The 22,459-nt window shown below is 67.0% G+C and carries 24 protein-coding genes; 1 reads left to right on the top strand and 23 read right to left on the bottom strand.

From position 1 onward, the window contains the following. Nucleotides 1-43: 43 nt before the first annotated feature. From radC to M622_RS26400, 11 genes are all read right to left on the bottom strand, one after another. Nucleotides 44-538 (bottom strand): RadC family protein, encoded by a 495-nt coding sequence (radC, locus tag M622_RS26450; protein ID WP_021248613.1) that lies wholly within the window; start codon nucleotides 536-538, stop codon nucleotides 44-46. 195 nt (nucleotides 539-733) lie between these two features. Further along, a complete protein-coding gene (locus tag M622_RS26445; protein ID WP_021248612.1) occupies nucleotides 734-1,477 on the bottom strand; it encodes a DsbA family protein in 744 nt (247 codons plus the stop codon). Between the two features lie 13 nt (nucleotides 1,478-1,490). After that, on the bottom strand, nucleotides 1,491-4,379 hold the full coding sequence (locus tag M622_RS26440; protein ID WP_021248611.1) for a conjugative transfer ATPase: 2,889 nt from the start codon (nucleotides 4,377-4,379) through the stop codon (nucleotides 1,491-1,493). Continuing rightward, complete coding sequence (locus tag M622_RS26435; protein ID WP_021248610.1) at nucleotides 4,379-4,813, bottom strand: TIGR03751 family conjugal transfer lipoprotein; 435 nt, start codon at nucleotides 4,811-4,813, stop codon at nucleotides 4,379-4,381. Before M622_RS26435 ends, M622_RS26440 begins: the two co-directional genes overlap by 1 nt. Next, nucleotides 4,794-6,227 (bottom strand): TIGR03752 family integrating conjugative element protein, encoded by a 1,434-nt coding sequence (locus tag M622_RS26430; protein ID WP_021248609.1) that lies wholly within the window; start codon nucleotides 6,225-6,227, stop codon nucleotides 4,794-4,796. Before M622_RS26430 ends, M622_RS26435 begins: the two co-directional genes overlap by 20 nt. Continuing rightward, nucleotides 6,217-7,131, bottom strand: a complete 915-nt coding sequence (locus tag M622_RS26425) for a TIGR03749 family integrating conjugative element protein (protein ID WP_021248608.1) — start codon at nucleotides 7,129-7,131, stop codon at nucleotides 6,217-6,219. Before M622_RS26425 ends, M622_RS26430 begins: the two co-directional genes overlap by 11 nt. Further along, nucleotides 7,128-7,817, bottom strand: coding sequence for a PFL_4703 family integrating conjugative element protein (locus M622_RS26420; protein WP_021248607.1), 690 nt, complete (start codon nucleotides 7,815-7,817; stop codon nucleotides 7,128-7,130). Before M622_RS26420 ends, M622_RS26425 begins: the two co-directional genes overlap by 4 nt. After that, the gene (locus M622_RS26415; RefSeq protein WP_021248606.1) at nucleotides 7,814-8,224 is read right to left on the bottom strand and encodes a TIGR03750 family conjugal transfer protein; all 411 of its coding nucleotides are present in this window, start codon (nucleotides 8,222-8,224) and stop codon (nucleotides 7,814-7,816) included. The genes M622_RS26420 and M622_RS26415 overlap by 4 nt, the downstream gene beginning before the upstream one ends. 12 nt (nucleotides 8,225-8,236) lie before the next feature. Further along, a complete protein-coding gene (locus M622_RS26410; protein WP_021248605.1) occupies nucleotides 8,237-8,605 on the bottom strand; it encodes a TIGR03745 family integrating conjugative element membrane protein in 369 nt (122 codons plus the stop codon). 22 nt (nucleotides 8,606-8,627) lie between these two features. Further along, a complete protein-coding gene (locus M622_RS26405; RefSeq protein WP_003294214.1) occupies nucleotides 8,628-8,867 on the bottom strand; it encodes a TIGR03758 family integrating conjugative element protein in 240 nt (79 codons plus the stop codon). Continuing rightward, nucleotides 8,864-9,235: an integrative conjugative element protein, RAQPRD family gene (locus tag M622_RS26400; RefSeq protein ID WP_021248604.1), complete on the bottom strand. Its 372-nt coding sequence runs from the start codon at nucleotides 9,233-9,235 to the stop codon at nucleotides 8,864-8,866. Before M622_RS26400 ends, M622_RS26405 begins: the two co-directional genes overlap by 4 nt. 235 nt (nucleotides 9,236-9,470) lie before the next feature. Between M622_RS26400 and M622_RS26395 the strand changes: the two genes are divergently transcribed. After that, a complete protein-coding gene (locus M622_RS26395) occupies nucleotides 9,471-10,856 on the top strand; it encodes a hypothetical protein (RefSeq protein WP_031346498.1) in 1,386 nt (461 codons plus the stop codon). Between the two features lies 1 nt (nucleotide 10,857). On the opposite strand, the gene M622_RS26390 is transcribed toward M622_RS26395, so the two are convergent. The 12 genes from M622_RS26390 to M622_RS26340 form a co-directional block, all read right to left on the bottom strand. After that, nucleotides 10,858-11,607: a TIGR03747 family integrating conjugative element membrane protein gene (locus tag M622_RS26390; RefSeq protein ID WP_021248602.1), complete on the bottom strand. Its 750-nt coding sequence runs from the start codon at nucleotides 11,605-11,607 to the stop codon at nucleotides 10,858-10,860. Then, the gene (traD, locus tag M622_RS26385) at nucleotides 11,604-13,760 is read right to left on the bottom strand and encodes a type IV conjugative transfer system coupling protein TraD (protein WP_021248601.1); all 2,157 of its coding nucleotides are present in this window, start codon (nucleotides 13,758-13,760) and stop codon (nucleotides 11,604-11,606) included. Before traD ends, M622_RS26390 begins: the two co-directional genes overlap by 4 nt. 8 nt (nucleotides 13,761-13,768) lie before the next feature. After that, nucleotides 13,769-14,302: an integrating conjugative element protein gene (locus tag M622_RS26380; protein ID WP_021248600.1), complete on the bottom strand. Its 534-nt coding sequence runs from the start codon at nucleotides 14,300-14,302 to the stop codon at nucleotides 13,769-13,771. Beyond that, on the bottom strand, nucleotides 14,299-14,919 hold the full coding sequence (locus M622_RS26375) for a lysozyme family protein (RefSeq protein WP_021248599.1): 621 nt from the start codon (nucleotides 14,917-14,919) through the stop codon (nucleotides 14,299-14,301). Before M622_RS26375 ends, M622_RS26380 begins: the two co-directional genes overlap by 4 nt. Beyond that, nucleotides 14,904-15,629 (bottom strand): TIGR03759 family integrating conjugative element protein, encoded by a 726-nt coding sequence (locus tag M622_RS26370; protein WP_021248598.1) that lies wholly within the window; start codon nucleotides 15,627-15,629, stop codon nucleotides 14,904-14,906. The genes M622_RS26375 and M622_RS26370 overlap by 16 nt, the downstream gene beginning before the upstream one ends. Nucleotides 15,630-15,638: 9 nt before the next feature. Then, nucleotides 15,639-16,289 carry a hypothetical protein gene (locus tag M622_RS26365; RefSeq protein WP_021248597.1) on the bottom strand — a complete coding sequence of 217 codons (651 nt, stop codon included), beginning with the start codon at nucleotides 16,287-16,289 and terminating at the stop codon, nucleotides 15,639-15,641. Beyond that, a complete protein-coding gene (pilL2, locus tag M622_RS0120030; RefSeq protein ID WP_021248596.1) occupies nucleotides 16,286-16,705 on the bottom strand; it encodes a PFGI-1 class ICE element type IV pilus protein PilL2 in 420 nt (139 codons plus the stop codon). Before pilL2 ends, M622_RS26365 begins: the two co-directional genes overlap by 4 nt. 502 nt (nucleotides 16,706-17,207) lie before the next feature. Beyond that, nucleotides 17,208-17,522, bottom strand: a complete 315-nt coding sequence (locus M622_RS26360; protein WP_021248595.1) for an integration host factor subunit beta — start codon at nucleotides 17,520-17,522, stop codon at nucleotides 17,208-17,210. A 179-nt stretch (nucleotides 17,523-17,701) separates the two neighbouring features. After that, on the bottom strand, nucleotides 17,702-19,975 hold the full coding sequence (locus M622_RS26355) for a helicase-related protein (RefSeq protein WP_021248594.1): 2,274 nt from the start codon (nucleotides 19,973-19,975) through the stop codon (nucleotides 17,702-17,704). A 99-nt stretch (nucleotides 19,976-20,074) separates the two neighbouring features. Further along, nucleotides 20,075-20,380 (bottom strand): hypothetical protein, encoded by a 306-nt coding sequence (locus M622_RS26350; protein ID WP_021248593.1) that lies wholly within the window; start codon nucleotides 20,378-20,380, stop codon nucleotides 20,075-20,077. A 100-nt stretch (nucleotides 20,381-20,480) separates the two neighbouring features. Continuing rightward, on the bottom strand, nucleotides 20,481-21,590 hold the full coding sequence (locus tag M622_RS26345) for a DUF6094 domain-containing protein (protein ID WP_021248592.1): 1,110 nt from the start codon (nucleotides 21,588-21,590) through the stop codon (nucleotides 20,481-20,483). A gap of 65 nt (nucleotides 21,591-21,655) precedes the next feature. Continuing rightward, nucleotides 21,656-22,306 (bottom strand): hypothetical protein, encoded by a 651-nt coding sequence (locus tag M622_RS26340; RefSeq protein WP_021248591.1) that lies wholly within the window; start codon nucleotides 22,304-22,306, stop codon nucleotides 21,656-21,658. Between the last annotated feature and the right edge of the window lie 153 nt (nucleotides 22,307-22,459).

Here is a 22,459-nt window from a genome sequence, read left to right as displayed (position 1 = left end):
CAATGGCTCCCGTGGTGATGAAATGAATCCGCCTGAGATGCTGCTACAACAAGCCGGCTTCGGCGAACGAGTACGGGCTGCCCTTGCCGACGATGAAGTGATCCAGCACCTGGACATCGATGGTGGCCAGCGCGCTCGTCAGTCGCTCGGTGATCGCACGATCGGCGACTGAAGGCTCGGTTTTCCCCGACGGGTGCTGATGCGCCAGGATCAGGGCCGAAGCGTTGAGCGCCAGGGCACGCTGAACCAATACGCGCGGATACACCGGCGTCTGGTCGACCGTGCCCTTGAATAACGGCTCAAAGGCGAGCACCTGGTGCTGGCTGTTGAGAAACACGACGGCCAGGATTTCGTTCGGTTCCGCGACCAGTTTCAGGCGCAGGTAGTCGCGCACGGCGGCGGGACTCTCCAATACGGGACCGCCCCTGAAAACGCGGTTCTCCAGCAGCATGATCGCCTGCTGGATGATCCAGTCTTCGTGCTGGGTGGCAATCAGGGTGAGCGACTCCGGGCCGGAGTCGGCGATGACAAGAGACATGGCGAACCTCCATTGGATGAGATCGGAGGGCGCCTGCCCCCGGAGGGCAAACCCTCCGGGGGCCGATAGGAATGGAACAGGTGACGAGCGGGCATCCACCACCGCGGATGCAGTGGCTGTTCGCGTCAAGGGATGCGATGCGAACGGGTTTCGATCAACGCGGACCAGCCGCGCCGTAGCCTTGAGGATCGATGGCTACCTGGGCATGTCACCGGCAACGCCGGTGGGCATGTCTGCGGAATGGGCGGGTTCGGAAACGGTCCTGCCGCCGGCAGCGAGCAGGTCTATGGCCGACAGCAAGGCATCGCCTTCGACAGGACCCTGCAGCAGGAGGGTCTTGCCGGTCTCGCGGTCGCGCAACTGGAGGGCGGGCGTGGCCGCGATGCCCTGCTCTGCGGCTTTCACCGTCTGGGCACGGATGACGGCATCGGGCCGCTCGCTGTCGAGACAATCCTGCATGGCTGGCGTGAGCTCGGGATAGCGCAGGCCCTCCGGCAGGCCCTGGCCGTCGCCACGGGTGTGCGCGTAGAGCCACGCCACGGCCTGCCAGAACGTGGCATGTCCGCCCGTCTCGCCCGCGCACTCGGCCAGGCGAGCCCCGGCAGTCGCGGCCGGCTCGTGCATGGACAGCGGCAGGTGGTGCCACTGCCAGTTCACCTCGGGATGGGCGTCGATCCAGCGCTTGAGCGCGGGGAAGTAGGCCCGGCAGTACGGACACTCCAGGTCGGCGTACCCGATCACGGTGAAGCGCGCATCGGCACGGCCATACAGCCAGGGCCGGCCGGCCGGTTTCGACGCTTCGGACCCGGCGGCGGCCGGGGACATGGGCTCGGTTGCCGGATGCGGCGCGCGCAGCAGCATCCACGAGACAACCCCAATCGTCACCACGATCAGTAGACCGATCCAGGGATGACGGCGGGCGAATGAAGGCATGCGCATCGTGCTGCTCCCGTCAGGCCAACGTGTCCAGCGCCAGGGGTTCGATGCCCCGCGCACGGTCGATCTTCTCGGCCACGCGGAAGGCGGCATCCAGCTCGCTGATGCCGTTCTGCTGCATCAACTGGAAGCGTTCGGCCTTCTCCTCGGGCTCGGTCATCGCCATCGCCAGGTAGAGGCTAGGCGGCACGGCGCGGAACAGCACCTCCATCGACTTGGACAGGATGACGCCCTCGCTGAACTTGCCGGCCTCCTTGCGCGCCGAGAGCATCAGCGCCTTCTGCGACGCGTTGAGTTCGCGGAAGCGCGCGATCTTCTCCACTTCATCGGGCGGCATCGACAGGCAGATCCACCACTCGATCATGTTGAGCATGGGCTCGGCCGCTTTCGGCAGGTCGTCCAGGTTCTGCGTGGCGAGCCAGAACCAGGCGCCGAGCTTGCGCCACATCTTGGTGATCTTGACCACGTAGGGCGCGAGCAGCGGGTTCTTCGTGATGATGTGGCCTTCGTCCGTCACGTTGATGATCGGGCGGCCCAGGAACTGGTCGCGCTCGGCGATGTTGTTGACGGTGTTGATGAGCGAGATGTAGGCAATCGAGAGTTGGGCGTTGTAGCCCTCGCGCGCGAAGGTGGCCAGGTCCACGATGGTGATGTCCGCCTCGGGCCACGGCGTGCCGGACCGGTCGAACATCTCGCCGTCCACGCCCTGGCAGAACATGTCCATGGCGTCGGCCATCTCCAGCAGCCGTGCGCGCCGCATCTCCGGCAGCGTGGCGTCGCGGGCGCGCTCGCGCAGCGCGTCACGCACATCGCGCGTGAGCACCGTGCGCCTGTCCGCCACGCAATGCTGGGCCGCATCGAGAATGCACTGGCGAATCAGGCTGCGGTCGGCGCGCGTCATGCGCGCTTCTTCCTTGTCCTCGCCTCCGGTAATCATCAGTCGTGCAGTGATCTCCAGCTCGCCGAGCACGTCGCGCTGCTCATCACCTTCCACGGCCATGCCGGCATCGGGCTGGTCTTCGTCGAGCGCATCGGCGTCCAGCGTCTGTACCTGGCTCGGCGTATCGACCAGGCGCCAGGCGTCGGCGAACGGAGCCAGACTGACGCCCGCGCCCGGCGCGAGCTTCACGCGATGCACGGTGAGGCCCAACCGTGCCGCGAAGTCGCCGAACAGGCCGAAGCTGTTGCCCGCCTCGACGATGAACAGGCGCGGCCGATAGATCGCCGTGACTTGGTTCAGGATGTTGTTGAGCGTCGCGCTCTTGCCCGACCCCGTGGGGCCGAACAGGAACAGATGCGCGTTCATCTGCCGGTCGAGGCGGTTCAACGGATCGAAGGTGATCGGACCGCCGCCGCGGTTGAAGAACGTGATGCCGGGATGCCCCGTGCCCTGGCTGCGGCCCCAGACCGGCGCCAGGTTCGCCACATGTTGCGCGAACATGAGCTGGGTGTACCACTGGCGCTTGTCGGCAGCCGGATCGAACACGCACGGCAGCCAGCGCAGATAACTGTTCAGCGGCGCCACCTCGTCCTCTTCGCGTACCGGTTGCAGGCTGGCGTTGAGCATCACGTTGACGAGCTGCAGGCCGCGCGCATCGAGCTGGACCAGGTCGCGGCCGCGCAGGTAGAACGCCAGCGCGCCACGGTAGAGCTTGTGCGCGCTGCCGATCAGGCCGCGCGCCTGCTGCACGTCCTGCCGGGTCTGCTCCGAGGCCAGGGTCTCGCCGACGGCCTTCCTGGCGAGGTGGTTGAGGTGCGCCTCCAGCACGTCCTGGGGCGTGGCGACCAGCGTCAGGCACATCATCGTGTCCTCGGGCATCTGGTCGAACAGCGCGTTCATGGCATCGCCGCCTTTGCGCGTCTCGCCCGTCAGATGGCCCGTCACGGGTGGCGTGCGCAGGCGATCCATCACGATCACCCGGTGCGGCATGCCGTCGAAGAACCACAGGCCGTTGGGCACGTCCGAGCGGGGTTGGCCGAAGAACAGCCGTTGTGCGAAGTCGGTGCCGCTGGCGAGTTCGATCTCGCCCTCCTCCCGCTCTTCCGGGTAGCGGGTCAGCGCGTAGAAGCGTTCCCGGTCTTCGGCGGCGGCGCCGAGCAAGGTCGGATTCGGGTTGAACCAGCGCAGCAGCCAGGCGTGGATGTCCGCCGCACCGAGGCGCCGAGCCTTCACGCCGACATTCGCCAGCCCGCCGACGAGGCGGTCGCAGATCGTGGTCAGCGCCTGCTCGGGCGACTGGCCGCGCCGCGAGGTCTGGGCCGCGGACGTGCGGCGGTAGACCACCATGCGCACGCGCCGGACTTGGCCGCGCCACGGCAGGCGCGTCACCGTGGTGTCCTCGAACAGGCCACCCGGCTTGGCGATGGCCCGCAGGTGATGGGCGAAGAAGCGCAGGTAGAAGTCGCTGAACGCGCTGCCCTGTGCACGCGGCTGCAGGTAGTTCGCCAGGGAGCGCCGATAGTTGTCCCGGTCGGCCTCGTCCTGGGCGTAGAGCTGCACCACCCAGGGGTTGTCGTCCAACTCGTCAAAGGAATCCTGCAGGGCGTTCTCCAGCGCATCGCGCGCCTGCCATAGCCAGGCCATCTCGCGGCCCTCGGTGCCAACCGGCGCCAGCTCAAAGAAGGCCGCCACCGACTGGCCATCTTCCAGCAACATGCACCTGGTGTCGGGCAGGTACTCGACCCAGGGCAGCAGGTCCGCGAACGACGGCGCGACGCCATAGAGCGCATCGTGGTCGGCCTGGGTGGCCGGCCCGCGCCGGCCCCGGCCGAGCACGCTGCCCGGCTCGGCGACACCCTGTGCCGCCAGCGCCGTTACGTGCCGTGCCCAGGCATCATCGGCCGCATCCACGGCGTCAGCAGGCGATGCGTCGGGCTTGCGTGACCACGGCAGCGACCAGGCCATCAGTAGTCCTCCACGCGCTCGCCCGGCATCGCGTACTGCACGCGCTGGTAGAGCGGGAACACCGTGCTGTAGCCGGGCACCGGCACCGGGTCGGTGCCCGCTAGGTGCGGGAACACGTACATCACCAGGTCGGGGTTCGGCAGGCGGTGGAACTGGCGGTAAATCTCGTTCTGCGCGGTACGGGTGTAGCGCGCCTGCACGTCGGGCGCCGCCTGCACATCGGCCTCGGTCAGCGGCCGGCGCAGGCCCTGGCGCGCATCGAGCAGTTGCCGCGCGGCCTGGCCGCCGCCCGCGCTGCCGCCGGTCTCCTGATGCCAGATGTCGAGCATGGTGCTGTCGCCGTGCGGCAGCAGCTTCTCCTTGCTGGTGGCGCAGCCGCCGAGCAGGGTGGCCGCCAGCAGCAAGGCGGCCGCGTCAATCCAGATCCGAGGCATGGGCTTCTCCGGTGCGGTGGTGGACCCGACGCCCCTTGGCGTCGTAGTCGATGTCGAGCGGCTGCTCCAGATGCACGGCCACCTTGGCGCCGGGCTGCACGTAGACCGCCGCGAAGGCCTGGCCGTAGAGCTTGTTGACCCAATCGGCCATGTCGCGCACGCCGCCCGCGAGGATGCGGCCCATCGCTTCGTTGCCGCTGATGCCGACGGTGCCCAGCGAGCCGTTGCTGTTGGCGACCACGGCCACGCTGCCGTTGTCGGACTTGATGAGCGACGCGGCGCCGGCGCCGGCCGCGGTGATGAGCGCCTGGCTGCCCAGGTACTGCTGGGCGTTGCTGCGCCGCTCGCCGCTGACGCAGGGAATGCCGTAGGGGTCGCTGATCCAGCCCAGGCCGCCCTGGATGCTGGCGCCGTTGTGACCCGAGTTGCCGCCGCTGCTGCCGCCCTTGCTGCTGTCCTCCGGCACCGTGCGGATGGTGCCGTCCTGGAACACGAACGTGACCGAGCGGATTTGCCCTCGCACGCACGAGAGCGTCCAGTCGCCCGAGGCCGTGCCGCTGACCACGGCGCCGGCCACGTCGGGGATGTCGATGCCGTTGGCCGTGAGGTTGTCCGGGCCGATCAGCACCTTGAACGGGTACGGGTCGTTGACGGTTCCATCGATCGGTACGCGCCCGATCAGCGCCGTCATGGAAACCGACCCCATGAGCGTCGAGTTCGACGGCACGGTATAGACGGCCTTCGTGGATGCGCCCACCGCGCGGCTGCCAACGTCGGCGACGGATTCCACCGCGGTCGACAGGCTTTTCTGGGCCGGCCCGAAGCTCAGGGGAAAGCTCGGCGTCTTGCTGCCGTTCTTGGCGTCGACCTTGGCATCGTCGGGCTCGACCCATTGCGTGCCACTGGTGCCGCGGGTGAAGCTCTTGCCGTCACCTTCTTCCAGCCCCAGCCCGACGGGCAGGTCGGATGGGCCACCCTTGCCGGAAAGGCCGTCCAGTTGCCGCTGCAGATCCTGCAGCAGCCCCTGGGTCTGCTGCCTGTCGCTGGCCACCTGGGTGCGTTCCTGCTCCAGGCGGTTGCGTTCGCCTTCCAGCGCGCTCTGGATGCGCTGGTCGATCGCGCTTTCCCGCGCGCGCAGGCGCTCGTTCTCGGCCTTGTGCTGCTTGTTGTCGCCGAGCGCGCTCTGCAGCTCGGTGCGCAACTGCTTCACCTGGGCCACCAGCGTGGCGACGGTATCGCGCGGTGTGTCGCCGGCGATGCCCAGGGCTTTCATCTCCTCGGGCGTGAGCGTACTGGCCGCGCCCTTGGGGGCGGGCTGGCCGCCGGGGGCGCCGGAGAACAGCTTGATGCCGACGAACACCAGCAGCAGCGCCATCGGGATCAGCAGCCACTTGAGCAGCGGATTACTCTTCATCGCGCGCTCCTCCGGTCGAGCCGGCCGCGGCGGCCGGCAGCAGGTTCACGGTGGCGTCGATCGGGCTCAGCGCCGGCAGCAGCGACTCGGCCAGGCCGTGACCGCGCGTGATCAAGTAGAGCACCGTGGTGTCGGACGGGGTGCCGTCCGGCCCCAGGGTCGGGTGCTGGAAAGTCGCCGCCACGAAGTTCCCCTGCAAAGCGCGCGGGTCAAGGTCGAGCCAGCGCGCGGCGGTATTGGTGAGTCGCACGGCGGTCACCCACTGGTCTTCCAGGCGCCATGCGGCCAGTGCCCGCGCGTGCACCGGCAGCGTCGGCAGCAAGGTGTCCAGCGCGAGGTCGCGGCGCAGGTTTACGCGCCCGATGCCGGCGACCGGCTCGACGGTGCGCAGCGGCGCGTACAGGTTCTGCGCGGCATGGCGCGTCAGCACGACCGGTACCGGCGTTTCGCGCCGGGGAACGGATTTGTCTGCGGGCGCATCGGCCTGCTCGTCCGCGCCGCCTGCTGCACCGCCGCCGTAGCGCTTCGCGGGGGCTTCCGCTTCCACGATGCGCACCGGCTCCAGCGGCGCCTGGCCGTCCTTCGCCGGCTCGGCGGCGATGTCGAGCAGGATCAGCGCGCCGGATTCCACGTCCTGCAGTTGCAGCCGCGTGGGCGGAATCGGCTCGTTCGCCCGCAGGTAGATCGCGCCGCCCGCACTCTGCACGCGCAGGTGGTCGCCGACGCCGGCCGGCACGCCGACGCGCACATTGCGGTCGATGAAGACCACGCGCTCCTGGCCGACCACCAGCGGCACCGGCAGAGGCAGCCGCTCCCAGCGCAGGATTTCCACGGCCTGGCTGGCCGGCACGAAACCGAGGATCAGCAGGACGCCGGCCAGGGACGACAAGGCAATGGGCTTCATGGGGAGTCTCCCTGCAGGTGGCCGGAGGCGTTGGCGGGCGCGCCGGCCTGGGTCGGTGTCGGCGGTTCGATGCGCTGGGGCGCGCTGGCGTAGCAGTCCAGCGCCAGGCCGAAGGGGTTGTGCTCGGGGTCGATGTCCAGCCGGACGACCTTGATGGGGTAGCGCACCAGGGCGCGCTTGACCTGCTCGGAGCCGTAGTATTCGTCCGCGCTCACGTCGAGCGTGACGATCCAATCGCGATCGGAAACCACCTTGACGCGCGTGGCCGGATCGTCGCCGTAACCGCGGCCGGGAATCTCGTAGATGCCGCGCACGCGCTGACGCAGCTCGCCACTGGCGCGCCGGTACTCGTAGTCCTGTTGCAGGAAGGCCCGGCAGCTCGGCGTCAGGTAGGCCGACAGCGCACGCAGGTTGCGCGGATAGTCCTCTTCGCCGTTCGTGGGCCAACGCTGTACCTGCTGCCAGATGTAAAACGAGAAGGCATACACACTCTCGGGCGGCACGTCCCACCACTTGCGCGTGCTGCCCGAGCGCAGGTCCGGCGGCACATGGATGGTGAGAATCTTCGGCGCACTCCACCAACCGAAGCCGAGCAGCAGCGCCACCACGAACAACGCGCCGGCCCCCAGACGCAACGTCTTCACGTGCGCCTGCAGGTGCGCAACCTCGTTCTTGAAACGGCTCATGGCGCACCTCGATCGGTGTTGCGCCGGGTCGTCCAGTAGCCCGAGCGGGTGATGAGGCGCTGCCCGCTCAGGAGCGCTGCCAGCGCCGGATGCCGCAGGGCCAGCCGCCACTGGAGCTGCCGGTACAGCCAGGTGTCGGGCCGGCCGCGTTTCTGTGCGCGCAGGAAGCCACCGCCGACGAAGACGCCCAGCGCGATGCCGGCGACGATCAGCGTGGGCACCATGGCGATGCTGTGCGTGAGCCACGCCAGCGGCAGGCCGAGCGCGAACCCGGCGGCGGCCGACAGGCCGGCGCAGATCCACAACTCGTCGGCGGTCAGCCCGCGCACGACCACCGGCTGGCGGTTAAGCCGGTGCGGCAGGAAGGTCACCAGCGTGTCGCGCGGGGTCTCCGGAGGGACGGCCATCGCTTGCCGCCCTTACAGCACGCCGGTGGCCTTGGTGAGCAGCCAGATGCCGACCACCAGCAGGATCGCGCCCACGGCGACCGTCAGGCCGAACTGGCCCCAGGTGGCGCGGCCCGTGTGGATCTCCGAGTAGCGTGTGTAGGCGTGATAGCAGACACCGACGAACATCGAGGCGACCACCAGCAGCGCGATCAGCAGCACGATGTCGTAGCCGTAGTTCTGCAAGGTCTGCAAGATGCCGCTACCCTGGCCGCGCGATGGGTCTTCCATGGTCGGCAGGCCCTGCGCGAAGGCCGACAGCGGCAGGCCCGCGAGCGCCAGCGGCAGCAGCGGAGCGGCGATGCGGGACGGAATGCGATGGGGTGTCGGAGGCATGTTCATGGCGTATGGCCTTTCGTGACGGTCAGGAGAGGAGGAAGAAGGTCAGCACCAGGTACATCGCCACGAAGCGCACGACGACGGCGAGGAACTGACGTTCAGTGATGCGGTGCTCGGCCCAGCCGACGTAGGCGGTGCGCATGGCCCACACGCCCCACAGCAGCAACACGGCGAAGACGAAGCCCAGCACCACGGCAGCAACGGCCGAAGGCGCAAAGCCGCCGTTGGCCTGGAAGGCGGCGACCTGATCGGCAGAGGGCGTCATGGCGACGGCTCCTCGTCGTCGGCGCGGTCGCGGCGGACGTAATCGCCAACCAGCGGGACGGGATCGCGCGGCTGGGCGCGCTGGGGCACGAGGTAGTCCTGCAGGCCGGCGCGGATGCGCTCGATGTCTTGGTCCAAGCGGGCGTAGTCGAACTGATAGCGGGCGCGCTCATCTCGGGTGAGGCTCGCGCCGTGCCGGGCAGTCCGCTCAAGCTGGTCGAGCTGGCGGACGAGAGCCACCAGTTGTGCATTCTCCAACGCGGAGTCGCCGGCCAGCACAGGTGGCGTGGTGGACAGCGCAGCCGCCAGTACCAAGGCTAGAATCGGTGTGCGGCTGCAGTCGGTTGTCGGTTTGCCATTGGTCGTCATCACGCCCTTCCGCATTCGTCTGGATGGCGGGATGCTGCAGCGTTAAGCTTGGGTGTGCCGCAGAGAATCGGAACGGGCGGTGCACCGGATTTTCCTCAATGGTTGGCGTACCAGGTGATGATGAATGAAGATTCTTCACCTGTCTGACTAGCACATCGGTCGCACCCTTTATCCTCCCCTGGATGCGGCAGGTTGAGCGCTACAGAACGGGTAGTAGAAGCAGGTCAACTTGAGAATGAATCGACAGGCGATGACTTCACCAAGAGAACATCATTTCTACGTTGCGATTGCCAAGTTCCTTTTCCACCATCCGGAGCATGGCGTTGTATCAGTGCAGGACCCGATCAAGGTCAAGGATGCAGAGCGGTACGGGCTCAACCCCCTCATACTCTATGGATTGACCGTTGCCGGGTTGCCCATTCGGTGGATGACATTTGCGCCGGTCGATCAGCCCAAGGCCTTCCGGGATGTTCTTCTGGATGCGTGGCGTAATGCCAAGGGCCTGTGTGGGCGACCGGACATTCTGAGGATCAACCGCCACCTCGCGACATCCAGCCCTGAACTCGCACGGGATATGGCAAAAATCGGAGTCCAGGTCGAGGTCGCCAGCGCCAAAGAGAAATCCCTTCCAGCTTCACTGCGCTCAGCCCAGGACGCCAGCCGGTGGCTGCTGAGAAAGCATGACGGAAAAGACCGGTCTCTTACCGGGTCCATTCAGGCCCTTTGCCGGGAGGCTCAAAATGACCACGATTTTCGCGTCAGAGATGGTCACAGAAGCGTGAACAGCCGCAAGATCGAGGACAGAATCCAGCAGTGGCTGGCCTTAGCGGCGCAAGTTCCGGTGCCAACAATGACAGATGGGCTCGACTGGGAACCCGGTCCATGGATGTCATCCTGGGAGACATCCCTACCGCCCGATCAGCCACGTTATTTCAAGCTCGACGGGTTCCATGGCAGGACTTGGCTGCTGACAGGTGAGAAGGTACCGGAGGACATCGTTGAGGATGATGATTTCTGGGCCGACAGTGACTATGACAACGCAGCCGAAATCACCAAGAACCTCGTGGCGTGCTGGCCCAATTCGCCTGCAGACGTTGCCAAGTGTGCAGGGATCACCCTGCGGGAACTTCAATGGTTCACCTCAGGAAAGGCTCCCCTGGACCGACATGCACGCTTTGACCTGGAAGACTTGCTCGGCATCGAATACGACGAACGCATGGGTAGCTATGTAGGGGCCGGGCCTTATGTCCTGGTGGCCCACAAACCCCAGGCCATCAAGGAGGTCTACGAAGCCATTTCCAAAGGCGGAGACGCACGTCCCTGTGAGATTGTCCCTCGCCAGGGAGCCGCAGACCCAAGCTGGCGATACGTGTTGATCAATACGTATGGAGAGCCCCCGAGCATTGTGATGGCACCTCGCGGAGCAAATATCACGGAGCGTATTCCGGACTTGCTTATGAATTATGACGGCATCAGGACTGTCGCCCCGGAGTTCTACCGGGATGTCGTTTCCACCTGCGCCCGGGCCTGCCGCGAACCTGCCGTCAACATCCGGGAGATGAAAGACTTTGTGAAACGCTACGAAGCGCACTGGGCAGATTGCGCCTGGCAGCCGGAGTGATCTACAGGTACTTCTTGAACGTCGCCGCCGCAATGCACACCGCCACGCCGAGCAATGCGGCGCTGGGCAGCAGGATCAGCAGCGGGTTCACGCTGACCGGCAGTGCCAGATAAGTCACCCACGGCAGCACGGCCAGCGGGATCAGGCTGGCCCTGGCGCGGTGATAGATGAACCCCGATTCGCGCCCCGCGCCGAAGCGGCGGATGTCCCGGCGCACCAGGCCATCCACCAGTCCGACGAAGGCGGTCATCAGGAACAACGGCAGCGTCAGACACAGCACCAGCAGCCGCACGAGGAAGACCAGCGTCGTGTAGGCCGCCGCGATCAGGTAGCTTTCCGCGTTCACGTAGACCAAGCCGATGTAGTAGCGGAAATCCTTGATCGGGCGATGGCTGCCGGCGCTGGCCTGCGCCGAGGCGTCGCGTATCCAGTCCAGCAGACCGCTTTTCACGAACAGCCAGTCGTAGCCGTGTTCCACCATCCGGTGCGCCGTGCGCCCCGGCTCCTGCACCAGCGCGCTGCGCGTGAAATGCGTGGAGAGCTGATCCAGCTCGTAGTTCAGCATGCCCTGCGCGTGGCGCCAGCCCTGATCGGGCCAGAAGAAGTGCATGCCGACGCATTCGATCAGGATGCACAGCAGTAGCGCGCCGCACAGCACGCCGAAGAAGCGGAACGGCAGCGTGACCAGGCCGGCGATCAGTCCCTGCTGTCGTTGTTGCTGGCGCTGGGCCGCGACGGCCGGATCGCTCATGCATCGGCCTCTTCAGCGGCGGCCATCTGCTTGAAGTCGTCCAGCAGGTCGTCGGGCAGCGCCTTGTCCTGCAGGCCGGGGATGCCTTGGTTCTCCCACCAGTCTCCTGCCTCGACGTAGTGCTGTCGCATGTAGCCGGCCAGCTCCTGCAGATCCTTCGGCATGGCTTCGTCGGGGTCGGGTGCCGGCAGCGGCATGCGGACTTTCCAGAGGTTGCCGCCCTCGATCAGCGCGAAGCACTGCCCCTTGGGCAGCGCCACCACATGCGCCGGCTCGATCAACGGCACGCTGTTGCTGCTGATGCGGTCCTGGGTGTTGGACGTGAACGCGGTATTTCCATGCGGGTCGGAGCTGTCGGTGGCGCCGCTCATCAGTGCCGTGGCATACACCTCGACCTTGGGTAGTTGTCGCGTCAGCAGCTCGGCGGTGGCGGTCTCGCGCACGCGCAGCATGAACAGATTGTTGAAGTTGCCGACCACTTGGCCGGCCTTGGCGCGGTTGCCGATGCGCGCCTCGATGTCGCTCAGGGTCTGCGTGTAGGCCGTCACCAGCACGCCGGCACCGCCGCCCTTGTTGACCATCGGAATGAACTCGTCGCCCATGAGTTCATTGAATTCGTCGGCGTGGACGTTGATCGGAATCTTGGCGCCCGCCGCGGCGCCGGGCAGCCCGTCGTCGATGCCGAACTTGTAGATGTGGCCGGCCACCGAGACCAGATCGCTGAACATCGAGTTGCCCACCGCCGCCGCGACTTCGGCGTCGGACAGCGCATCCAGCCCCACGTAGACCACCGCGCGTTTGCGGATGACCTGCATCCAGTCGAAGATCGGCCGCGGGTCGGACAGGTCGGAATAATTCGGTGCGAGCAGTTGCGCGATCTTGCCGGTGGTGAGCTTCTCCAGCAGCGGCAGCAGCGAAGCGACGATCTTGTCGAAGTACGTCCGGTCGTAGCGCACGGCGCTGCGCAGGCCGTCGAGCACCGGGTCATAGATGCGCACCTGGGACAGGTACTGTTCGAGGGCCACCACGCGCTTCTCGCGCCCGATCATGTTGCGCGGGATGTTCTTGTCGTTCAGCTTCGCTTCGAGCTGGACGATGACCTCCCAGGCCTTCGGCTCGTTCTTGGCGAAGTAGTGCTGGGCGTACTCGATGAACAGCGCGTCGATGTTGATGACGTGGCGCTGGATCAGCAGATAGTCCGGCCGCTGCCCCAGCTCCACCAAGGCACGCGCGATGATGTTGACGAAGCGCCAGGCGAATTCGCGGAACGCGGCGCTGTTGCCTTCGCCCGAGAGCTGTCCGGCGATGCGCGTGGCCACCTCGGAGATCCGCCCGAACCGGCCGACGGCGTTGTAGCGCGCCGAGATGTCGGGCCAGCCCAGATGAAACACGTAGAACTCGCCTTCGCGCCCGGCGCGCTTGGCCTCGACGTACATGCGCTTCAACAGGTCCGCATCGCCCTTGGGGTCGAAGACGATCACCACCTCGTGCTCGCCGCGGACCTTGCGGCGGATGTCCTGAGTGATGAACAACTCGGCCAGCCGCGTCTTGCCCACGCGCGTGGTGCCCAGCACCAGGCTGTGGCCGACGCGCTCGCCCAGGGGCAGGGTGACGTCGACCTCGTGCGGCTCGATGCCATGCAGGCGCGGCATTCCGCCGACCGGCGGCAGCGGCCGCGCCGGGTTGAGCGGGCTGTCCCAGGCCAGTGCGCGCGCCAGCGTCGAGACGGGAAACGGCGCGAATTCAAGCCGCTCTTCCAGCCGCCGGGCGGCCCGGTAGATCGCCGTTGGCTCGACGTAGCGGCGGAACTCCGGCCGGTAGGTCTGCATCAGCCGGTGCGTGTGCCGCTGCTCCCAGCGAAAGCCCCGGCCGACGAACAGCCGTTGCTGACTCACCGGCACGTCGCGGCTGGTCATCACGTAGCGCGGCAGGCGGCGGATGTTGCGGCGATAGCGCAGGATCGCCCAGGCATCGCGCAGGCGAATTGCGCCGAAGGTCAGGAAGGCCAGCGCCGAGCCCAGGCCGAGCAGCGGGTTCAGCGCAAGCGACCACGGTGCCACCAGGCAGAGAATCGCGGCGCCGGTGCAAACCGCCACGGTATGAAGCTCCACCGCTGGCCGCAGCAGAACCTCGACCGCATGCGGTTGGGCCATTTGCGCACCTACTGCTCGACGCCGGTGGACGTGATGAGCACCGGGTAGTGGCGCAGGCCCAGGCGCTCGGCCAGGTCGTCGCCGGAGGCCGGCGACAGGGTCAGGCCGGGAGCCAGCCTGCGCAGCGCCGTCAGCGCGGCCATCGACTCCACGCTGACCACCAGGCCCACGGCCTGCAGATCTCGCAGCGCCGCCTGCCGCTGCCGCAGCCAGGCACGCGAACGCTCGTCGTCGCCGATCAGGAACAGCGCCGTCAGGCCCGGCGCACGGATGACGCGGCGCTGCACCTCGCCCGGCGACAGTTGTGTCGAGCGCACCGGCAGCATGGCGGCTTCGGCGTCGGCCGCGTTGCCCGCGCGAGGGCCCGGCATCGGGGCCGGCGGTGTGGCCTGATCCGGCTGGGGATTCAGGGACCGGTAGTACGGCAGCGCGGAGGCGCCGCCGCGGTCTTCGACGACGATCAGCGGCGCGGAGGCGGTCTGGGCGAAGACGGCAGTCGTGGGCAGCAGCCCGATGGCGGCGATGAGAACGATGTGGTTCATGGTGTGGTGGCCTGGAGGGTTGGAACGGGAACGCCGGGGTCGAGCACGCGGGTCAGGTGCCGATGCACACTGCGCCGGTAGCGCGCCGCGGGTGCCCCGCCGGCGGGCCGGTGGTAGCGGCCGATGGCAAGTAGCCAGTCTTCGCCGGGCGTGTGCTGCTCGCGCAGGATTTCCGCAGCGATGGCGAGGTTGCGGTACGGGTCCAGCAGCTCGCAGGGCTGCGTGTAGCGATGCGTGTGGTAGCCGAGATTGACCTGGCCGAGGCCGGCGTCGATGCGATTGGCCGGCGTGCGGGCGAGCGCACGGTGCAGCCCCGCGCAGGCCTCGGCGCGGGTGGCGTAGCGCTGCGGCGTGCCGGCGACGTTGAGCGTCCACGGCCAGGGGATCAGGCGCCCGCGCAGCATGGCGCAGCTCTCCTGCAAGGCCACCGCGTACAGCACCGCCGCCGGCACGTCTGCACGATGCGCCGCCAGTCGATAGGCCGGCGGCGGCACTTCCCGCGCCAGGGCGGCCAAGGCCCAGCCACCGGTGGCGAGCAGCAGCGCGGCGCTGGCGCAGCGAATGGCGACGCGGGATGGCCGACGCTCCCGGCCCGGAGTACCTATTGCCGCTGCCATTGGCCGTTCACCTCGCGCACCACGGCCGGCAGATCGCCGGGCAGGCCGAGCGACAGCCAGCGCCCCGCATCGTGGTTGAGCGTGATGGTGCGGGTGCGCACCCTGGCCGGATCGATGCCCGCCTGGGTGGCCCACTGCCGGATGCGCGCGTCGTCCTGAAGGCTGCCGACCATGTAGAGGTCGAAGGCCGTGCCGGCCGCCTGCAATTGCTGTACGCGCTGCGCGCACGGTACGCAGTCGCCCTTGACGAAGACCGCCAGGCGCCCGGAGCCGGTGTTGCTGGCACCCCGCGCCGTGGCGCCGGGCAGGCTCACGCGCGGCTGGCCGGGAAACAGGCGCTGCCACGCCGCGTCGTAGGCCCGCTGGTAGGCCAGCGTCTTGCCGACGCGCCGTGCCTCGGCCTGCACCTGCAACTCCGCGTAGCGCCTGCGCTCCTCCTCGCTGCGGGCCTCGATGCCCAGGGCCGTGAGCGGATCGAGGGTGGGGGAATAGACGCCGAGCGGTCCCTGCATCAGCTCCCGGTAGCGCGCCCAGTCTTCGGCACCCAGCCCCCAGTCGCGGGCCATCAGCTCGTCGCTACGGACGATCGCCACCAGCCGCTCGCGGCCGGGGACGGTGGCCGACGTGGCGGCGTGCTGGGCAACCGCGACCGGTGTCGAGCCGGTAAGAAGCGCGACGGTCAAGAGGGTGACGGTCCTGTACTGCTTCACTTGCCCCTCCTATCGCTCGGGTACTGTCAGGCGGCGGACCTCGTCGCCGTGTCGGAAGACGGCGACGCCGTCCTCGATCACTTCGAGCCGCCAGCCGGCCTCGGTTTCACCAGCTCGCAGCAGACGGGCCGATGCGAGCGCAGCCGCATCAATAGGCAGGATCGACAGGAAGCGTTCGCCCGCACGCAGCTCGATGCCGATCACCCGGAACGCGGGCTCAACGGGCTGGGGCTTTGCGGGCGCGAGTACGGGGGGACGGGAAGCGGCCATCGGCACCGAGCGGACGGTGGCAAGGCGTACTTCCAGCCGTTCGATGCGAGTCTGCAAGGACTGCAGATCGGTGGTTGGCCGATCGCCGAGTGCCTGTTCGAGCGCTGCTAGCCGTTGATCCAGGGCCAGGCGCTCGGATTCGTAGCGTACCAAGGGCAGTGCAGCCGGCCCTTGCCGGTGCTGCTCGAGCTCCCGGGCGAGTTCGACCAGTTGCGCTTCCAATACGGCGACCTGCATGCCAGGCACGCGGTCTTCGGCCTCTTCGGCCAGTTTCGACAGGACGACGTGGTCGATCACGACTGCGGCGCTGATCAGCAGCAGCCAGGTGGCCGCGGCCACGTGCAGCAGGGTGGTGCGACGCCACCGTTCGGTGTACGGCGTCGTCGTCATGGCTGCGCCTCCTCGGCAAGCGGGAATGTCTCGGACGGGGCGTCGGCATCTCCGACGGGAGTAGGCAGTGGCATGACCGGCTCGGCAGGCATTCCGGCCGGCGTGACACACACCACGCGCGCACCCTCGTCGGCGTGCAGGTTCCAGGCCGGACCGGTGAGGGTCAGCAGGGCATCGCGCAACACCATCGGCCCGAGCCGGTAGTGCGCCGCCGGCAGCGGGAGGGCATCCAGTGCACCAGTTTCGGGGCCGCTGCAGAGCCGGTAGCCGGAGCGCCGTAGTACATGACGCAGCGCGTCGCCCACCGTCGCGTGCAGGGTGACGGGCAGGGTCACGTCGATCACCTGCAGCAGCAAATCCCGCTGGGCCTCGGTCGGCCTGAGTTCGACCAGGGTGTAGCGGCCGTAGCGGACCACTGGGATGTATTGCGGTGGTGAGATTGCAGGTTCGACTGCCCGGGATGAAGCGGCTGGTGGGGAGGACGGCGCGGTCGTCGCGCAGCCGGCCACCAGGGAGGCGGTCAGCGCCAGGCAACCGCAGGCTGTCCGGCAATACGGGCGGGCTGATGGCATGGATCGGCTCTCTGCGATGTGGAGCCGATACCTTCGCCATCCTGGGATGACGCATCAGCAAACAAAGGGAATCGCCGCCTTGCCGATTCCTGGAGGAACGGGCGGCCCGCTGGTCAAAAAAGCGTCACAGCGTCCAGGTGCCTGAACGCCGGGTGGTGACCGAGTTATCGAGAGGGTTATCCACAGAATCTGTGGAGAAACGGAGGGCCACGTTCGGGTACGCGGGCGCCCGGTGCGTTTTGGGGATACGTGAGGGGGATACCTGAGCTTTCTTGCTCCCCACACTTTGGCAGTTGCAATGTGCCGCCTCGTCGGCTTGTTGCGCTACCAATACCGGCAGTCCCGTTCAGGCGGCTTTCTTGCGGACGGCTGCCGGCACGGGGGCAACATCCACTCGGTCCCGCAACTCCTTGCCCGACTTGAAATGCGGCACGTATTTCCCGGGGACATGCACCGTCTGGCCGGACTTCGGGTTGCGGCCCACGCGTGGCGGCCGGTAGTTCAGCGAAAAGCTGCCAAAACCGCGAATCTCGATTCGGCCGCCTTGGGTGAGCGCATTGGTCATGCTGCCGAGGATCACCTTCACCGCCTCTTCCGCATCCCGTGCAACAAGCTGGGGGAAGCGCTGTGCGAGACGGTCGATGAGTTCTGATTTCGTCATCCGGCGATTATATCAATCGAAACAGCAGCTTCACGCTCGACCAACATCCTGTGCTTGGTGCCGACCCCGGAACACATGGGGGCGATTCGTCATGGCTTCATCTTTGAGATGGGGCGTATCTGAATTGGTACGGGGGAAAAATACGGCGACCCACTGGGCCGCCGGCATGTGTCAGAGAATCAAGCCGCAACCAGTTGCCTGGCGAGCGCGACTTCGACGGAGTCACCGTCCTGGTTGAGGACATCCAAGCCCGACTCGGGCACGTCGCCCGAGGTGCTTTGCGAGACCATGATCTTCCTGGCCATCAGCCCCAGGCAGGTCATCTGCGAGGAGCTGGCGTAGCCCAGGTAGATCACGCGCACCGGCTGCTTCTGGCCGATGCGCCAGGAGCGCCGGGCAGCCTGCTGCAACGAATACACGTTGTAGCCCGACTGGAGGAACACGATGGTCGGGAACTCCAGCAGGTCCAGGCCGGTTTTCACCAGCTCGGGATTGGTGATGAGCACGTCGATGCCACGGTCCAACTGCTCGGCGATCCAGTCCTCGCGGCGGGAGGCATCCACGCTCGCGCGCAGTACCGCCACCTTGAAGCCTTCCTGCTCCAGCAGCACCTTCAAACGCGACGTGGTGTCGCGCGTGCCGGTGTAGACCGAATAGACCAGGGTCTTGCGACCTTCTGCCTTCTCCTGCTTGCAGATCTCGATCAGCTCGCGCTCCTTGGGCATCACCTCCAGCTCGTTGAACTGAGCCGGAACGAACGCCAAGGTGTTGCGCGTGCGCGGATGCACCACGGTTTCCGACCGGAAGCAGCAGTCCGGCCAGGCCAGCAGCACGTTGAGGACGACACCGAGCAGCGTCGTGTCGCGTCTCGCCAGGGCCTGCTTCAGCTCCTGGGTCAGCCGACCCGCCAGATCGCGGTAGGCCGCGGCTTGCGCCGTGTCCATCGCGACTTCGCGGAACGCCTCGTCGTAGGGCGGCAGCACGTTGCCACCGATGTCCTTCAGCTTGAGGAAGACCGTGAACGGCAGGACGCAACGCAGCACGCCCTTGGGACCGAAGCCCGGCGCCTTGACCGTGCGCACCGATACCTTGGTGCCCTTGGCCGTCTTGTGCGCCGTGCCCGTGCTCTCGGAATAGATGTCCTTGAGCACGCCGTGATCGCGCATGAACGCCATCGCGGCCGAGGTCATGCTGCCGCTCTTCGTCGGCCGGTAGCCGTCTTCGATCATCCGCCCCGGCAGGGCTCGGAACAGCAGGTGGAACAGGTCGTCGCCGTAGCCGCCCATCAGTGTGCCGGTGAGCAGCAGCGTCTTGCGCGCCTTGGCCGCCAACACCCCCATGGCCTGGCCCTGTGCGGAGCCGCCGTTCTTGTACTCGTGTGCCTCGTCGGCGATGAGCAGGTCGAACGTGCCTTGGGGAAGCTGCCTCTTGATGAACTCGGACGGCTGGTAGCCGCCCTCGCCGAAGCCGAACTCCATGTTGGCCATCGCACGTTCCATCCGATGGGCTTGCCGGTCCGAGAAGACCAGCTCGCCGTTGCCATCCATCAGGTTGATGAACTCGTGGATGTTGTCCCCGAGCATCGACGCGAGGAAGGCGTCACCGAACTTTTGCATCAGCTTCTGCGCGGTGACTTCCCCGATGGTTGGAATACGCTTCAGTGCCTTGAGCACGGTCGAGGACTGGTCGCTGGCGGACAGGCCTCTGGGACGGATCAACGACCACAGCGGTGCACGGCAGTGGCTGCACTTGCGGCGGGACTCCTCGGCTTCGAGTTCGACCGGGTTGATCGGCTCGCCGTCGAGGTCGGTGATGACATGCCCGCAATCCGGGCAGGCCCCCACTTCGCCGTGATGCGTGCGCCGCCGAACGAAGACAGGTTTCCAGTGGAACCCCATCCGCATCCGCACGCGGCCCAGGACGAAAAACTCCTGGCCCTGGGCCGGTACGCCCAACTGCTCGCGCAGCTTCAGCAGCTTGACCAGCGTGTCCGGGCCATTGAGCACCCAGACCTTGGCGCCGGCCACCGTCTCCTGGATTTCACGCCGCCACTTGTAGACCAGATGGGGTGGCGAGAGCACCAGGGTGCGGCGGTAGCCTTCGGCGTTGAGCACTGCGGCGGTGGCAATGCCCACCGTCGTCTTGCCGCAGCCCATCTCGCCGTTGACGATCGCGGCACGTTCGCCGCGGTCGACCAACAGCTCGGTGACGGCATGGACCACATCGGCTTGCGCCGGGAACAGCTTGCGCTTGAGCGAGGCGAGGATCAGTTGCCGCTGCACCCGCATCTGGCCGGTGTAGACCGGTGGATTGGCGCGGTTGAGCGAGTCGAGCAGGTCGTCGCCGAACTCCGATACGAAGTCCTGCAGGCTGAGGGTGAGGGGTGAAGCGGCCGCTTCGAGCAGGTCGCCCTGCACAGCGGTTTCGGGAACGGTTTCGAGATCGAGGGACATGGTGATGCTCCAAAGCAATGGGGCATGCACCTCCCCCACGGGGCGGTGACATGCCCCTGGGTGGGAAGAAAGAAGCGGCGCGAGGCCGCTGGATGCGGATCAGTATTCGCTGGGCAGCAGCAGTGTGGTGACGCTGCGATCCCATTCGGTGATGATCCAGAGCTTCAGGCCGGGCGTGACCTGGTAGGACGAAAACAGACGATCCTCGCCGGACTTCAGCGCGGCGTCGTTCAATCGCCGATCGTCGTCGCTCAGGTCGCCCCAGTCGCCATGAAGATGGCGGCGCAGGTACGGCGTGGGGTTGAGCCGGCCCTGTCGGACCAACTCGTCGACGCCGGCGGTCATGACCACCTGCCCGGGCGAAAAGCGTGCTTGTGACGCGAGGTTAAGGATTGTGAGTGCCATGGTGGTCTCTCCTTTCGGAAAAGCGGGCCACGGCACCCCGTCGGGGCGACATGACCCCGGTGGGTGAAAAGCATGACGGCGAACCGTCGGGGAACAACAATCAGCGGATGGTCAGCACCTCGCCCCGAGTCGGGGAGCTCGGCGTCATGTCCCAGGCGCGGATGACCGGCACGAACTTGTCGGTGAGGATGCGCGTCTCGGCCACAGAGCCGTCGTCGCGTTCGGTGTATTCCGTCTGGAGCGTCTTTTCCTTGTGGGTATCACCTTTGACGACGAGCACGCGCCCGGTCCTGGACGTCACTACGCCGGAAATCGCGCCTGCGGCCAGGGCCAGGGCGAGATGCCAGTGCGACAAGGCCCGCGCGGGCGGACGCAGCGACTGCTGCGCGGCGCCCAGGTGCGTATCGAGCGCCGGCCAGAGTCCTTGCAGCCGGCCGACCTCATCGGCGAACTGCTCGGGCTCCATCGTCACGCGATAGAAGTGCTCCGGCTCGGCCGGGCTGGCAGGGACGGTGTACGGCAGGAACGGCCATTCGAGCGGCAGCTCCTCGGCTTCGGCGTCGCCCTGTCCGATCTGCAGCAGCAGACCGCGCACGGCCTTGACCGAATCCGAAGCCTGGTCGCGCTGGCGAACCCGGCGACCGAAGATCACCACCTGCTTGAACTGCGTCTCCACCGCTCGGTAGATGCGCAGGTCGGCGAAATGGCGCGTCAGCCATCCGACCAATTCGGCATCGAGCACGTAGGACGGCACGATGAAGATCAGCACGCCACCGTACTGCAGCAGCGGCAGCGAGCGCTGGTAGAACAGCTTTTCCAGCCTGGCGCGGCCCTGGCCCTGGTAGCCGATGTTGCCGTTGGCATCCTTGCTCAGGTCGCCATAGGGCGGGTTCAGCCACAGCAGGCCAAAGGACTGGCGCGAGATCAGCGTGTCCATCAGGTCGCCGTGGATGCAGCGATCGACAAGTTGCCGTGCGTGGCGGGCACGCTCGGCGTCGTATTCGACGGTGAAGGCCTGGACCTGCTCGCGCCCGAGGGCGTGGGCGGCTTCGGCAATCGCCACGCCTTCGCCGGCGCAGGGGTCGAGGATGGACATGGAGCCGGGAGACGGCGCCAGTGCGGACAAGGCCCGCTCAAGCGTCGGCTCGTCGGTGGGGAAGTAGCCGTTACGAATGAAGTTGCGCGCCAGGCGCGGAAACATGAGAGCCATGGATTTCTCCTGGTGATGGATGAGGGAAGGCGGGCACGCGCGGCGGGCATGCCCGTGGAGATGGCTCACGCCACACGCCGAAGCGGCGCGTTCGCGGCCAGTTCGTACTGCGTGGCGCCGAGGGTGCCGTTGCGGATCAGTTCGCCCAGCGCCTTCGTCAGCGCCGGGACATCGAGGGCCAGCCGATGGCCCTCCAGCGGCCCGAGGGCCAAGGGAAGACCGGTCAGCATCCGCCGTGTCTGCAACAGCTCCAGCACGGTGTCGCGCCAGTGGTCGAGCAGTGGCAGCGGGCAGGTGTCGTGCACCAGCGTCCACAGCCGTTCGAGCCGGTGAGCGGAGTCCCTGGGCAGAAGCGCCAGCGCGCTGGCGTTGGCCTTGTCGGGCTGCACGGCGCGACGGTCGAACAGCCACACGTTCGTCAGCGAGCCGAACAGCGTGCGGCGGTAGGCGCGGGTGATGCGCTTCTCTAGGTTCTCGACGTTGCCGACGAAAATCGGAACGCTCGCGCCCTGGTCCGTGAGGATGTGGAACTGCTCCAGCCCCTGCTCATCACGCCCGAGGGTCAGGCGGGCCAGGAACTCCTGGACGGCGGTGTCGCGCGCCCAAACGGACACGAAGACCAGATTGCCGTGTTCGTCACCGACGCAGCCGTCTGCCATGAGGTCGGGGCACTCGTCGATGCGGTACAGCGTTTTGGAAGAATGGTTAGCAGGCATGCTGTTGTCCTCGGAGGAATCAGGGGCAGCACAGCCCGCCGGGGCAGACGCTGCCCCAAGGGGTGGAAGAAAGCGCCGGGAACGGCTTGGCGAAGAGAAAGACCAGTGCGGCGCAACGCACCGTAGCCTTGAGGGTCTGGGCTACCTGGGCAT

Source organism: Thauera terpenica 58Eu, assembly GCF_000443165.1.
Classification (GTDB): domain Bacteria; phylum Pseudomonadota; class Gammaproteobacteria; order Burkholderiales; family Rhodocyclaceae; genus Thauera; species Thauera terpenica.
Note: the sequence above shows the minus strand (reverse complement) of the source record. Positions and strands in the feature narration are given on the sequence as shown.

Coding starts and splice junctions, on each gene's coding strand:
- radC (WP_021248613.1), bottom strand. CDS start 538: ATGTCTCTTGTCATCGCCGACTCCGGCCCGGAGTCGCTCACCCTGATT.
- M622_RS26445 (WP_021248612.1), bottom strand. CDS start 1,477: ATGCGCATGCCTTCATTCGCCCGCCGTCATCCCTGGATCGGTCTACTG.
- M622_RS26440 (WP_021248611.1), bottom strand. CDS start 4,379: ATGGCCTGGTCGCTGCCGTGGTCACGCAAGCCCGACGCATCGCCTGCT.
- M622_RS26435 (WP_021248610.1), bottom strand. CDS start 4,813: ATGCCTCGGATCTGGATTGACGCGGCCGCCTTGCTGCTGGCGGCCACC.
- M622_RS26430 (WP_021248609.1), bottom strand. CDS start 6,227: ATGAAGAGTAATCCGCTGCTCAAGTGGCTGCTGATCCCGATGGCGCTG.
- M622_RS26425 (WP_021248608.1), bottom strand. CDS start 7,131: ATGAAGCCCATTGCCTTGTCGTCCCTGGCCGGCGTCCTGCTGATCCTC.
- M622_RS26420 (WP_021248607.1), bottom strand. CDS start 7,817: ATGAGCCGTTTCAAGAACGAGGTTGCGCACCTGCAGGCGCACGTGAAG.
- M622_RS26415 (WP_021248606.1), bottom strand. CDS start 8,224: ATGGCCGTCCCTCCGGAGACCCCGCGCGACACGCTGGTGACCTTCCTG.
- M622_RS26410 (WP_021248605.1), bottom strand. CDS start 8,605: ATGAACATGCCTCCGACACCCCATCGCATTCCGTCCCGCATCGCCGCT.
- M622_RS26405 (WP_003294214.1), bottom strand. CDS start 8,867: ATGACGCCCTCTGCCGATCAGGTCGCCGCCTTCCAGGCCAACGGCGGC.
- M622_RS26400 (WP_021248604.1), bottom strand. CDS start 9,235: ATGACGACCAATGGCAAACCGACAACCGACTGCAGCCGCACACCGATT.
- M622_RS26395 (WP_031346498.1), top strand. CDS start 9,471: ATGAATCGACAGGCGATGACTTCACCAAGAGAACATCATTTCTACGTT.
- M622_RS26390 (WP_021248602.1), bottom strand. CDS start 11,607: ATGAGCGATCCGGCCGTCGCGGCCCAGCGCCAGCAACAACGACAGCAG.
- traD (WP_021248601.1), bottom strand. CDS start 13,760: ATGGCCCAACCGCATGCGGTCGAGGTTCTGCTGCGGCCAGCGGTGGAG.
- M622_RS26380 (WP_021248600.1), bottom strand. CDS start 14,302: ATGAACCACATCGTTCTCATCGCCGCCATCGGGCTGCTGCCCACGACT.
- M622_RS26375 (WP_021248599.1), bottom strand. CDS start 14,919: ATGGCAGCGGCAATAGGTACTCCGGGCCGGGAGCGTCGGCCATCCCGC.
- M622_RS26365 (WP_021248597.1), bottom strand. CDS start 16,289: ATGACGACGACGCCGTACACCGAACGGTGGCGTCGCACCACCCTGCTG.
- M622_RS26360 (WP_021248595.1), bottom strand. CDS start 17,522: ATGACGAAATCAGAACTCATCGACCGTCTCGCACAGCGCTTCCCCCAG.
- M622_RS26355 (WP_021248594.1), bottom strand. CDS start 19,975: ATGTCCCTCGATCTCGAAACCGTTCCCGAAACCGCTGTGCAGGGCGAC.
- M622_RS26350 (WP_021248593.1), bottom strand. CDS start 20,380: ATGGCACTCACAATCCTTAACCTCGCGTCACAAGCACGCTTTTCGCCC.
- M622_RS26345 (WP_021248592.1), bottom strand. CDS start 21,590: ATGGCTCTCATGTTTCCGCGCCTGGCGCGCAACTTCATTCGTAACGGC.
- M622_RS26340 (WP_021248591.1), bottom strand. CDS start 22,306: ATGCCTGCTAACCATTCTTCCAAAACGCTGTACCGCATCGACGAGTGC.